Annotated in this window: 10 protein-coding genes and 4 pseudogenes; 7 read left to right on the plus strand and 7 right to left on the minus strand. The window is 71.1% G+C overall.

What is annotated here, in order from left to right; translation table 11 throughout:
* The first annotated feature begins 189 nt into the window (after window positions 1–189).
* From P1P75_RS34185 to P1P75_RS34205, 5 genes and pseudogenes are all read left to right on the plus strand, one after another.
* Window positions 190–1,701: an MFS transporter gene (locus P1P75_RS34185; RefSeq protein ID WP_319262868.1), complete on the plus strand. Its 1,512-nt coding sequence runs from the start codon at window positions 190–192 to the stop codon at window positions 1,699–1,701.
* Window positions 1,702–1,959: 258 nt separating this feature from the next.
* Window positions 1,960–3,027 (plus strand): aromatic ring-hydroxylating dioxygenase subunit alpha, encoded by a 1,068-nt coding sequence (locus P1P75_RS34190; protein ID WP_319262870.1) that lies wholly within the window; start codon window positions 1,960–1,962, stop codon window positions 3,025–3,027.
* Window positions 3,024–3,308 (plus strand): hypothetical protein, encoded by a 285-nt coding sequence (locus tag P1P75_RS34195; protein WP_319262875.1) that lies wholly within the window; start codon window positions 3,024–3,026, stop codon window positions 3,306–3,308. The genes P1P75_RS34190 and P1P75_RS34195 overlap by 4 nt, the downstream gene beginning before the upstream one ends.
* Window positions 3,305–4,243, plus strand: a complete 939-nt coding sequence (locus tag P1P75_RS34200) for a PDR/VanB family oxidoreductase (protein ID WP_319262872.1) — start codon at window positions 3,305–3,307, stop codon at window positions 4,241–4,243. The genes P1P75_RS34195 and P1P75_RS34200 overlap by 4 nt, the downstream gene beginning before the upstream one ends.
* 132 nt (window positions 4,244–4,375) lie before the next feature.
* Window positions 4,376–4,573: pseudogene (locus P1P75_RS34205) on the plus strand (hypothetical protein); the annotation flags it as partial.
* Between the two features lie 97 nt (window positions 4,574–4,670).
* Here P1P75_RS34205 and P1P75_RS34210 read toward each other — a convergent pair.
* Window positions 4,671–5,336: a hypothetical protein gene (locus tag P1P75_RS34210; protein ID WP_319262873.1), complete on the minus strand. Its 666-nt coding sequence runs from the start codon at window positions 5,334–5,336 to the stop codon at window positions 4,671–4,673.
* A gap of 228 nt (window positions 5,337–5,564) precedes the next feature.
* Here P1P75_RS34210 and P1P75_RS34215 point away from each other — a divergent pair.
* Window positions 5,565–6,071: pseudogene (locus tag P1P75_RS34215) on the plus strand (helix-turn-helix domain-containing protein); the annotation flags it as partial.
* Here the strand turns inward: P1P75_RS34215 and P1P75_RS34220 are convergent.
* Window positions 6,050–6,556 (minus strand): annotated as a pseudogene (locus tag P1P75_RS34220) (helix-turn-helix domain-containing protein); the annotation flags it as partial. The pseudogenes P1P75_RS34215 and P1P75_RS34220 sit on opposite strands and share 22 nt — an antisense overlap.
* A 228-nt stretch (window positions 6,557–6,784) precedes the next feature.
* On the opposite strand from P1P75_RS34220, the gene P1P75_RS34225 reads away from it, so the two are divergent.
* On the plus strand, window positions 6,785–7,450 hold the full coding sequence (locus P1P75_RS34225; protein WP_319262873.1) for a hypothetical protein: 666 nt from the start codon (window positions 6,785–6,787) through the stop codon (window positions 7,448–7,450).
* A gap of 97 nt (window positions 7,451–7,547) precedes the next feature.
* Here P1P75_RS34225 and P1P75_RS34230 read toward each other — a convergent pair.
* From P1P75_RS34230 to P1P75_RS34250, 5 genes and pseudogenes are all read right to left on the minus strand, one after another.
* Window positions 7,548–7,745: pseudogene (locus P1P75_RS34230) on the minus strand (hypothetical protein); the annotation flags it as partial.
* Between the two features lie 132 nt (window positions 7,746–7,877).
* Window positions 7,878–8,816: a PDR/VanB family oxidoreductase gene (locus P1P75_RS34235; RefSeq protein WP_319262872.1), complete on the minus strand. Its 939-nt coding sequence runs from the start codon at window positions 8,814–8,816 to the stop codon at window positions 7,878–7,880.
* A complete protein-coding gene (locus tag P1P75_RS34240) occupies window positions 8,813–9,097 on the minus strand; it encodes a hypothetical protein (RefSeq protein ID WP_319262875.1) in 285 nt (94 codons plus the stop codon). The genes P1P75_RS34235 and P1P75_RS34240 overlap by 4 nt, the downstream gene beginning before the upstream one ends.
* Entirely contained in the window at window positions 9,094–10,161 is a 1,068-nt protein-coding gene (locus P1P75_RS34245; RefSeq protein ID WP_319262870.1) for an aromatic ring-hydroxylating dioxygenase subunit alpha, read from the minus strand. The genes P1P75_RS34240 and P1P75_RS34245 overlap by 4 nt, the downstream gene beginning before the upstream one ends.
* Before the next feature lie 258 nt (window positions 10,162–10,419).
* A complete protein-coding gene (locus tag P1P75_RS34250) occupies window positions 10,420–11,931 on the minus strand; it encodes an MFS transporter (protein ID WP_319262868.1) in 1,512 nt (503 codons plus the stop codon).
* Between the last annotated feature and the right edge of the window lie 189 nt (window positions 11,932–12,120).

Consider the following 12,120-nt stretch of genomic DNA (forward strand, 5'->3'; position numbering starts at 1 on the left):
GTCTGAGCCATGGGGACGTACTCCAGTCGTGGTTCGTGACGAACAAGTAAAACGAAACCGTTTCGTACACCTAGCCTAGGCGCCCTTCGAGCGAAACGTTTGCGTTTCGCTCGAAGGGCGCCTAGGCTAGGTGTACGAAACGGTTTCGTTTTACTTGTTCGTCACGAACCACGACTGGAGTACGTCCCCATGGCTCAGACAGCCACAGCACCGGACACGGTGTCGCTCGGGAAGAGCGGTCCGCAGACGGAGGAAGCCGGGCCCCGCCACCGGTGGTGGATCCTCGCCGTCATCGGGCTCGCCCAGCTCATGGTCGTACTGGACGCGACCATCGTGAACATCGCCCTGCCCTCCGCCCAGGCCGACCTCGGCTTCTCCGACGGCAACCGGACCTGGATCGTCACCGCCTACTCGCTCGCCTTCGGCAGTCTGCTGCTGCTCGGCGGCCGGATCGCCGACCTCTTCGGCCGCAAGCCCGCCTTCCTGGTCGGCGTGGGAGGCTTCGCGGCCGCCTCGGCCCTGGCCGGCGCCGCCACCAGCTTCGAGATGCTCGTCGCGGGCCGGGCCCTCCAGGGCCTGTTCGGCGCGCTGCTCGCGCCCGCCGCGCTCTCCCTGCTGACCACCACCTTCACCGACCCGAAGGAACGCGCCAAGGCCTTCGGCATCTTCGGTGCGATCGCCGGCTCCGGCGCGGCCGTCGGCCTGCTGCTCGGCGGTGTCCTGACCGAGTACATGGACTGGCGCTGGACCCTCTACGTCAACCTCCTCATCGCGGCCTTCGCCCTGGTCGGCGGCTTCCTGCTGCTCCAGCGCACGGCTCGGGACCGCAGCTCCAAGCTCGACATCCCCGGCACGGTCCTGGTCACCACCGGCCTCTTCGGCATCGTGTACGGCTTCTCCAACGCCGAGTCGCACGACTGGAGTTCACCGCTTGCCTGGGGTTTCCTCGCCGCCGGCGCCGTACTGCTGACGGTGTTCACCTGGTGGCAGACCAGGGCCTCGCACCCGCTGCTGCCGCTGCGCGTGCTCCTGGACCGTGACCGCGGCGCGTCCTTCGTCGCCATGCTGATCTCCGCCGCCGGAATGTTCGGTGTGTTCCTCTTCCTCACCTACTACCTCCAGCTCAGCCTCGGCTTCTCGGCCGTCCGGACCGGCCTGGCCTTCCTCCCGATGGTCGCCGCCCTCATGCTGACCGCCACCCTGTCCACCAGCGTCCTGATCCCGCGGGTCGGACCGAAGATCGTGGTCCCGCTCGGCATGGTCCTCGGCGCCGCCGGCATGGTCTGGCTGACCGGCCTCGGCCTGGACAGCACCTACGCCGCCCACGTCCTGCCCCCGCTGGTGGTCACCGGCCTCGGCATCGGCCTCGTCATGGCGCCGGCCATGAGCCTCGCCACCAGCGGCGTGGCCAGCGACGACGCCGGAGTCGCCTCCGCGTCCGTCAACACCATGCAGCAGATCGGCGGCTCCATCGGCACGGCCCTGCTCAACACCCTGGCCGCCAGCGCCGCCACCTCCTACCTGGTCGGCAAGGACCCGGCCGACAAGCTCAACCAGGCCCGGGCCGCGCTGGAGTCCTACTCCACCGCCTACTGGTGGTCCGCCGGCTTCTTCGCGGCCGGCGCCCTGCTCACGGCGGTCCTCTACCGGCGCGGCGTCCCGGCGGTCGACGCGGACGCCGCCCCCACCGTCCACATGTGAGCGGCATGTGGTGACCCGCGCCCGACCGTGGGGACGGGGACGGCGCGGATGACGGGCCCGGTGCTTCCTGAGCACCGGGCCCGTCGGCGTCCGCCCACCCCGTCACTTTCACCACGCGCCGCCACGCTCCGCCAGGCGCAGCCGTACGACTCTTCCGTCTGACAGAAGCCGCCTTGCCCGGCCCGGGCACCCGCCACGACCCTGAGTCCACGACGGCACGCGGGGCGACGAAGCCCCGCCGACAGGGACGGGAACGCCATGCCACACACGACCGACTTCGCCAGGAACCAGTGGTACGTCGCCGCCTACAGCCACGAGGTCGGGCGTGCGCAGCTGCTCGGGCGCACGGTGCTCGCGGAGCCTCTCGTGCTGTACCGGACCGAGGAGGACGGGACGCCCGTCGCCCTGCACGACCGTTGTGTGCACCGCCGTTTCCCGCTGTCCGAGAGCCGCCTCGACGGAGACCGGATCGTATGCGGTTACCACGGCTTCACCTACGACACGAGCGGCACCTGCGTGTACGTGCCGGGGCAGAAGCGCATCCCGCGCACCGCCCGCGTCGCCTCCTACCCGGTCGTCGAACAGGACTCCCTGGTGTGGGTGTGGATCGGCGACCCGGCACTGGCCGACCCGCAGACCATTCCGCGGGCCCGGCACCTGGACACCCCCGGCTGGACGACCGTGCGCGGCATGGAACCGATCGACGCCGACTACGGGCTCCTGGTCGACAATCTGCTGGACCTGTCCCATGAGACGTATCTGCACGGCGGTTACATCGGCACGCCCGAGGTCGCGGAGACGCCGATCACCACCGAGGTCGACGAGGGCGCGGGCATCGTGCGGGTCAGCCGGCACATGGACGACGCCGAATGCCCGCCGTTCTACGCCCGTTCGACCGGCATCCAGGGCCGCATCACCCGCTGGCAGGACATCGAGTACCACGCGCCCTGCCTGTATCTGCTGCACAGCCGCATCGCGCCCGTCGGCGTCCTGCCGGAGGCCGACGGCACCGACCCGAACGGCTTCCACACCGAGATCACCTACGCCATCACACCGTCCTCGGACGGCGAGGTGTACGACTTCTGGATGGTCTCGCGGGACTGGGCGACGGACGACGACGAGGTCACCGAGTTCCTGCGGGGCAACAACCACACGGTCGTCATGCAGGACGTCGACGCGCTCAACCTCCTTCAGCGCACGCTCGGTTCGGAGCGCACGGGCTACCAGGAGCTGAGCATCAACATCGACACCGGCGGGCTCGCCGCCCGCCGGATCCTCGCCCGGCTGGTCGAGGAGGGCGCCAAGCCGCAGGAGGAGCTCCGGTGAGCGCAGCGACCGGCGAGGTCTACCGCATCGCCTGGCTGCCGGGCACGGACGTCCTGCACGGCACCTGCCACTGCGGGGCCGCGCACGCCGCCCAGGACCCGGTGCAGATGTGGGAGTGGATGCTCGGCCACCCCGAGGGCCACCGGCCACCGAGCCCCGCCGAGAACCCCGGAAGCCCCGGAATCACGGAGAACACGGGGAACACCGAAGGCAGCGCGGGCGACGACAGCACGGGCAACGCCGGCAACACTGGCAACGGAAGCGACGGAAGCGCCGCATGACAACGGTCTACGAAACTCAGCTCGTTGTCGACGGTATACAGTCCGCGGCCGACGGTGTACGGGCTCTCGTCCTGCGCCACCCGCTGGGCGAACCCCTGCCCTCCTGGGAGCCCGGCGCCCACGTCGACCTCCTCCTCGGCCCGGGGCTGGAGCGCCAGTACTCGCTGTGCGGTGACCCGGCGGACCGTTGCGTCTGGCGGATCGCGGTGCTGCGGGAGCCGGAGGGCCGTGGTGGATCGGCCCATGTGCACGAGCAGTTGAGGCCGGGCGACAAGGTGGGAGTGCGCGGTCCGCGCAACCACTTCGCACTGCGGCCGGCCCTCCGCTATCGCTTCGTCGCGGGCGGCATCGGTATCACCCCGATCCTGCCGATGCTCGCGGCGGCCGAGGCGGCGGGCGCCGAGTGGAGCCTCCTCTACGGCGGCCGCTCCCGCGCCTCGATGGCGTTCACCGAGGAACTGGCGCGGTACGGCGACCGGGTCACCCTCGCCCCGCAGGACGAGGCCGGACTGCTCGACCTCGGCCCCGTCCTGGACGCGCTGCCCGAGGGGACCCTGGTCTACTGCTGCGGCCCCGGTCCGCTCCTCGACGTGGTCGAGGCCCGCTGTCCGCCCGGTGCGCTGCACGTCGAGCGGTTCCAGGCGAAGGAGCGACAGGGAGGCGAGGACACCGGGTTCGAGGTCCAGCTGGCGCGCAGCGGCCGTACGCTGACCGTCGCGCCGGGCGTGTCCGTGCTGGACACCGTGCGCGCCGCCGGGGTCGAGGTGCTGTTCTCCTGCACCGAGGGGACCTGCGGCACCTGCGAGACCGACGTCCTCGACGGCGCCCCGGACCACCGGGACTCCGTGCTCACCGACGAGGAACGGGAGGCGGGGGAGACGATGATGATCTGCGTGTCCCGCTGCCGGGGGAGGCGGCTCGTGCTGGACCTGTGACGTGCGGAGCCGCACACAGGTCCGCCTCGGTCCGGGTGAGCGCCGTGAGGAGGTGCGCCGGCAGGTCGCGACCCCGCCGAGTGGGCCGTTCCACGTTCCCTGTCAGCCAGTTGAGCACTACCGTGCGGGATGCAGTTGAAGGTCGATCTGCCGTCCCGGCGCGACCAGTTGCACACCCGGGTCGCGCCGCGCTTCGCCGAACTGCGCACCCATGTCCACGAGCAGATCCAGGCGGCCAAGCGCGGCGTCCCGGCGCAGGACGCGCCGGTGAGGCCGGATGCGCTGGTGAAGGTGAGGGAGGACGCTCCCGTGAGCCGGGACGCTCCGTGAGGCCGGGACGCTCCGTGAGGCCGGACGTGATGTCGGAAGCCGCCGCCGTCCCGCTGACCCGGGCGCCGTCGGCGACCTGAACGCCGACGGTGCCCGGTCAGTCCTCGGGGGCGGGGACCACGCTGAGATGTCCGGCGGTGCGGCGCGGACGCCGTACCCGGCGGGGCGCCTGCGCGGGTGCCTCGCGCGGCACCATCGTCATCCGCGTGTACCCCATCTCGCTCAGGGTGCGCGGAGTTTCGCAGACGATACGGCACTCGGTGGCGGGCCGGCGCGGGTCGGGGTGGAGCAGGGTGCGCACCGCGCCGTCGTGCTCGACGGCGTCCTCGCCCATGGCACGGACCCAGTGCGGCAGGCCCTGCCGGTAGGCGGCCTCCATCAGGGGGTCCTGGGCGATCTCGCGGCGGATCGCCTGCAGGACGGGGTCGTGACCGAGCCGTTCGAGGGTCTCGGCGAACCGGGCGAGCAGGGGCAGGCACCAGCCGGCCTCGTGGTCGCCGAGGACCGAGGCCGCGTCCGGATGGAACAGGACGAACCGCAGGAAGTTGTCGTCCGGCTGAGCCGTCGGGTGCGGGCTCACATCCCGGAAAAGTGACGCGAAAGCGGCGTTGGCGAGGACCACGTCCCAGCGGTGGTCGAGCACGACCGAGGGGAAGGGTACGGCCTCCAGGTACGTGGCGTAGTCCCGTAGATAGGACTGGGCCTCGGGACTCTCGGGGACGGGCCGCGGCACCGGCCACTGCCCACCTGCCTGATATGCCATCGGGAGGTCACCCCTCTTGCCTCTGCGGCCTTCACACGGCGTGCCGATCCTCACGCCCGGCACGCGGCGTGTCAACTATCGTGGCATTCGGCGCTCGTTGACGGCTGAAATTGGCCACAGTTGTGGCGAGACCTGGATGTGAGTTCGAAAGACCGGTTACTCTCCGGGCAGTTCACGGCGATCGCGTGTGCCCGTGAGAGGCTCGTGAGAGACGTAGGAGACCTGTCGGTGACGGATGGCTTCGAGGTTCCGGGCGCCACGGCGACGGTGCTGCTGTCGGCCGTCGTCGCCCGCGTCACCACTCTCGCCGACCGGCTCGGCGTATCCCACGCGGAGGTCTTCGGCACGGGGCGGCTGTCCGTCGCCTCCGGCGTCCCCGAGTCCGTGGTCAAGGCCCTCCTGAGCGGCCGCCCGGCGGGCGAGCCGGATGTGCAGGCCCGGTTCCTGCAGCGCCTGGATCTGCTGCGCCGCACCCGGCTCAAGCCCAACGGCCGCAGACACACCCAGCAGGAGATCGCCGACGGCGCCGGCATGTCCCGCCAGCAGGCGGGTGCCCTCATCAACGGCGACCGCCGCCCCACCATGGAGCACTGCGACGCCCTCCAGCGCTTCTTCCGCGTCCACGCCGGCTTCCTCACGGCGGAGGACCCGGAGGCGTTGGCGGGCGCCCTGCAGCACATCGAGCAGGAACTGCTGCAGAAACTCGCCGCCCGGGAGGCCGCCGCGGCGGCCTCCCGGGCGGCGAGTTTCTGCAGCAGTTCCTGCTCGATGTGCTGCAGGGCGCCCGCCAACGCCTCCGGGTCCTCCGCCGTGAGGAAGCCGGCGTGGACGCGGAAGAAGCGCTGGAGGGCGTCGCAGTGCTCCATGGTGGGGCGGCGGTCGCCGTTGATGAGGGCACCCGCCTGCTGGCGGGACATGCCGGCGCCGTCGGCGATCTCCTGCTGGGTGTGTCTGCGGCCGTTGGGCTTGAGCCGGGTGCGGCGCAGCAGATCCAGGCGCTGCAGGAACCGGGCCTGCACATCCGGCTCGCCCGCCGGGCGGCCGCTCAGGAGGGCCTTGACCACGGACTCGGGGACGCCGGAGGCGACGGACAGCCGCCCCGTGCCGAAGACCTCCGCGTGGGATACGCCGAGCCGGTCGGCGAGAGTGGTGACGCGGGCGACGACGGCCGACAGCAGCACCGTCGCCGTGGCGCCCGGAACCTCGAAGCCATCCGTCACCGACAGGTCTCCTACGTCTCTCACGAGCCTCTCACGGGCACACGCGATCGCCGTGAACTGCCCGGAGAGTAACCGGTCTTTCGAACTCACATCCAGGTCTCGCCACAACTGTGGCCAATTTCAGCCGTCAACGAGCGCCGAATGCCACGATAGTTGACACGCCGCGTGCCGGGCGTGAGGATCGGCACGCCGTGTGAAGGCCGCAGAGGCAAGAGGGGTGACCTCCCGATGGCATATCAGGCAGGTGGGCAGTGGCCGGTGCCGCGGCCCGTCCCCGAGAGTCCCGAGGCCCAGTCCTATCTACGGGACTACGCCACGTACCTGGAGGCCGTACCCTTCCCCTCGGTCGTGCTCGACCACCGCTGGGACGTGGTCCTCGCCAACGCCGCTTTCGCGTCACTTTTCCGGGATGTGAGCCCGCACCCGACGGCTCAGCCGGACGACAACTTCCTGCGGTTCGTCCTGTTCCATCCGGACGCGGCCTCGGTCCTCGGCGACCACGAGGCCGGCTGGTGCCTGCCCCTGCTCGCCCGGTTCGCCGAGACCCTCGAACGGCTCGGTCACGACCCCGTCCTGCAGGCGATCCGCCGCGAGATCGCCCAGGACCCCCTGATGGAGGCCGCCTACCGGCAGGGCCTGCCGCACTGGGTCCGTGCCATGGGCGAGGACGCCGTCGAGCACGACGGCGCGGTGCGCACCCTGCTCCACCCCGACCCGCGCCGGCCCGCCACCGAGTGCCGTATCGTCTGCGAAACTCCGCGCACCCTGAGCGAGATGGGGTACACGCGGATGACGATGGTGCCGCGCGAGGCACCCGCGCAGGCGCCCCGCCGGGTACGGCGTCCGCGCCGCACCGCCGGACATCTCAGCGTGGTCCCCGCCCCCGAGGACTGACCGGGCACCGTCGGCGTTCAGGTCGCCGACGGCGCCCGGGTCAGCGGGACGGCGGCGGCTTCCGACATCACGTCCGGCCTCACGGAGCGTCCCGGCCTCACGGAGCGTCCCGGCTCACGGGAGCGTCCTCCCTCACCTTCACCAGCGCATCCGGCCTCACCGGCGCGTCCTGCGCCGGGACGCCGCGCTTGGCCGCCTGGATCTGCTCGTGGACATGGGTGCGCAGTTCGGCGAAGCGCGGCGCGACCCGGGTGTGCAACTGGTCGCGCCGGGACGGCAGATCGACCTTCAACTGCATCCCGCACGGTAGTGCTCAACTGGCTGACAGGGAACGTGGAACGGCCCACTCGGCGGGGTCGCGACCTGCCGGCGCACCTCCTCACGGCGCTCACCCGGACCGAGGCGGACCTGTGTGCGGCTCCGCACGTCACAGGTCCAGCACGAGCCGCCTCCCCCGGCAGCGGGACACGCAGATCATCATCGTCTCCCCCGCCTCCCGTTCCTCGTCGGTGAGCACGGAGTCCCGGTGGTCCGGGGCGCCGTCGAGGACGTCGGTCTCGCAGGTGCCGCAGGTCCCCTCGGTGCAGGAGAACAGCACCTCGACCCCGGCGGCGCGCACGGTGTCCAGCACGGACACGCCCGGCGCGACGGTCAGCGTACGGCCGCTGCGCGCCAGCTGGACCTCGAACCCGGTGTCCTCGCCTCCCTGTCGCTCCTTCGCCTGGAACCGCTCGACGTGCAGCGCACCGGGCGGACAGCGGGCCTCGACCACGTCGAGGAGCGGACCGGGGCCGCAGCAGTAGACCAGGGTCCCCTCGGGCAGCGCGTCCAGGACGGGGCCGAGGTCGAGCAGTCCGGCCTCGTCCTGCGGGGCGAGGGTGACCCGGTCGCCGTACCGCGCCAGTTCCTCGGTGAACGCCATCGAGGCGCGGGAGCGGCCGCCGTAGAGGAGGCTCCACTCGGCGCCCGCCGCCTCGGCCGCCGCGAGCATCGGCAGGATCGGGGTGATACCGATGCCGCCCGCGACGAAGCGATAGCGGAGGGCCGGCCGCAGTGCGAAGTGGTTGCGCGGACCGCGCACTCCCACCTTGTCGCCCGGCCTCAACTGCTCGTGCACATGGGCCGATCCACCACGGCCCTCCGGCTCCCGCAGCACCGCGATCCGCCAGACGCAACGGTCCGCCGGGTCACCGCACAGCGAGTACTGGCGCTCCAGCCCCGGGCCGAGGAGGAGGTCGACGTGGGCGCCGGGCTCCCAGGAGGGCAGGGGTTCGCCCAGCGGGTGGCGCAGGACGAGAGCCCGTACACCGTCGGCCGCGGACTGTATACCGTCGACAACGAGCTGAGTTTCGTAGACCGTTGTCATGCGGCGCTTCCGTCGCTTCCGTTGCCAGTGTTGCCGGCGTTGCCCGTGCTGTCGTCGCCCGCGCTGCCTTCGGTGTTCCCCGTGTTCTCCGTGATTCCGGGGCTTCCGGGGTTCTCGGCGGGGCTCGGTGGCCGGTGGCCCTCGGGGTGGCCGAGCATCCACTCCCACATCTGCACCGGGTCCTGGGCGGCGTGCGCGGCCCCGCAGTGGCAGGTGCCGTGCAGGACGTCCGTGCCCGGCAGCCAGGCGATGCGGTAGACCTCGCCGGTCGCTGCGCTCACCGGAGCTCCTCCTGCGGCTTGGCGCCCTCCTCGACCAGCCGGGCGAGGATCCGGCGGGCGGCGAGCCCGCCGGTGTCGATGTTGATGCTCAGCTCCTGGTAGCCCGTGCGCTCCGAACCGAGCGTGCGCTGAAGGAGGTTGAGCGCGTCGACGTCCTGCATGACGACCGTGTGGTTGTTGCCCCGCAGGAACTCGGTGACCTCGTCGTCGTCCGTCGCCCAGTCCCGCGAGACCATCCAGAAGTCGTACACCTCGCCGTCCGAGGACGGTGTGATGGCGTAGGTGATCTCGGTGTGGAAGCCGTTCGGGTCGGTGCCGTCGGCCTCCGGCAGGACGCCGACGGGCGCGATGCGGCTGTGCAGCAGATACAGGCAGGGCGCGTGGTACTCGATGTCCTGCCAGCGGGTGATGCGGCCCTGGATGCCGGTCGAACGGGCGTAGAACGGCGGGCATTCGGCGTCGTCCATGTGCCGGCTGACCCGCACGATGCCCGCGCCCTCGTCGACCTCGGTGGTGATCGGCGTCTCCGCGACCTCGGGCGTGCCGATGTAACCGCCGTGCAGATACGTCTCATGGGACAGGTCCAGCAGATTGTCGACCAGGAGCCCGTAGTCGGCGTCGATCGGTTCCATGCCGCGCACGGTCGTCCAGCCGGGGGTGTCCAGGTGCCGGGCCCGCGGAATGGTCTGCGGGTCGGCCAGTGCCGGGTCGCCGATCCACACCCACACCAGGGAGTCCTGTTCGACGACCGGGTAGGAGGCGACGCGGGCGGTGCGCGGGATGCGCTTCTGCCCCGGCACGTACACGCAGGTGCCGCTCGTGTCGTAGGTGAAGCCGTGGTAACCGCATACGATCCGGTCTCCGTCGAGGCGGCTCTCGGACAGCGGGAAACGGCGGTGCACACAACGGTCGTGCAGGGCGACGGGCGTCCCGTCCTCCTCGGTCCGGTACAGCACGAGAGGCTCCGCGAGCACCGTGCGCCCGAGCAGCTGCGCACGCCCGACCTCGTGGCTGTAGGCGGCGACGTACCACTGGTTCCTGGCGAAGTCGGTCGTGTGTGGCATGGCGTTCCCGTCCCTGTCGGCGGGGCTTCGTCGCCCCGCGTGCCGTCGTGGACTCAGGGTCGTGGCGGGTGCCCGGGCCGGGCAAGGCGGCTTCTGTCAGACGGAAGAGTCGTACGGCTGCGCCTGGCGGAGCGTGGCGGCGCGTGGTGAAAGTGACGGGGTGGGCGGACGCCGACGGGCCCGGTGCTCAGGAAGCACCGGGCCCGTCATCCGCGCCGTCCCCGTCCCCACGGTCGGGCGCGGGTCACCACATGCCGCTCACATGTGGACGGTGGGGGCGGCGTCCGCGTCGACCGCCGGGACGCCGCGCCGGTAGAGGACCGCCGTGAGCAGGGCGCCGGCCGCGAAGAAGCCGGCGGACCACCAGTAGGCGGTGGAGTAGGACTCCAGCGCGGCCCGGGCCTGGTTGAGCTTGTCGGCCGGGTCCTTGCCGACCAGGTAGGAGGTGGCGGCGCTGGCGGCCAGGGTGTTGAGCAGGGCCGTGCCGATGGAGCCGCCGATCTGCTGCATGGTGTTGACGGACGCGGAGGCGACTCCGGCGTCGTCGCTGGCCACGCCGCTGGTGGCGAGGCTCATGGCCGGCGCCATGACGAGGCCGATGCCGAGGCCGGTGACCACCAGCGGGGGCAGGACGTGGGCGGCGTAGGTGCTGTCCAGGCCGAGGCCGGTCAGCCAGACCATGCCGGCGGCGCCGAGGACCATGCCGAGCGGGACCACGATCTTCGGTCCGACCCGCGGGATCAGGACGCTGGTGGACAGGGTGGCGGTCAGCATGAGGGCGGCGACCATCGGGAGGAAGGCCAGGCCGGTCCGGACGGCCGAGAAGCCGAGGCTGAGCTGGAGGTAGTAGGTGAGGAAGAGGAACACACCGAACATTCCGGCGGCGGAGATCAGCATGGCGACGAAGGACGCGCCGCGGTCACGGTCCAGGAGCACGCGCAGCGGCAGCAGCGGGTGCGAGGCCCTGGTCTGCCACCAGGTGAACACCGTCAGCAGTACGGCGCCGGCGGCGAGGAAACCCCAGGCAAGCGGTGAACTCCAGTCGTGCGACTCGGCGTTGGAGAAGCCGTACACGATGCCGAAGAGGCCGGTGGTGACCAGGACCGTGCCGGGGATGTCGAGCTTGGAGCTGCGGTCCCGAGCCGTGCGCTGGAGCAGCAGGAAGCCGCCGACCAGGGCGAAGGCCGCGATGAGGAGGTTGACGTAGAGGGTCCAGCGCCAGTCCATGTACTCGGTCAGGACACCGCCGAGCAGCAGGCCGACGGCCGCGCCGGAGCCGGCGATCGCACCGAAGATGCCGAAGGCCTTGGCGCGTTCCTTCGGGTCGGTGAAGGTGGTGGTCAGCAGGGAGAGCGCGGCGGGCGCGAGCAGCGCGCCGAACAGGCCCTGGAGGGCCCGGCCCGCGACGAGCATCTCGAAGCTGGTGGCGGCGCCGGCCAGGGCCGAGGCGGCCGCGAAGCCTCCCACGCCGACCAGGAAGGCGGGCTTGCGGCCGAAGAGGTCGGCGATCCGGCCGCCGAGCAGCAGCAGACTGCCGAAGGCGAGCGAGTAGGCGGTGACGATCCAGGTCCGGTTGCCGTCGGAGAAGCCGAGGTCGGCCTGGGCGGAGGGCAGGGCGATGTTCACGATGGTCGCGTCCAGTACGACCATGAGCTGGGCGAGCCCGATGACGGCGAGGATCCACCACCGGTGGCGGGGCCCGGCTTCCTCCGTCTGCGGACCGCTCTTCCCGAGCGACACCGTGTCCGGTGCTGTGGCTGTCTGAGCCATGGGGACGTACTCCAGTCGTGGTTCGTGACGAACAAGTAAAACGAAACCGTTTCGTACACCTAGCCTAGGCGCCCTTCGAGCGAAACGCAAACGTTTCGCTCGAAGGGCGCCTAGGCTAGGTGTACGAAACGGTTTCGTTTTACTTGTTCGTCACGAACCACGACTGGAGTACGTCCCCATGGCTCAGAC

This window comes from Streptomyces sp. ID05-39B, from assembly GCF_033794725.1.
Lineage (GTDB): Bacteria > Actinomycetota > Actinomycetes > Streptomycetales > Streptomycetaceae > Streptomyces > Streptomyces bobili.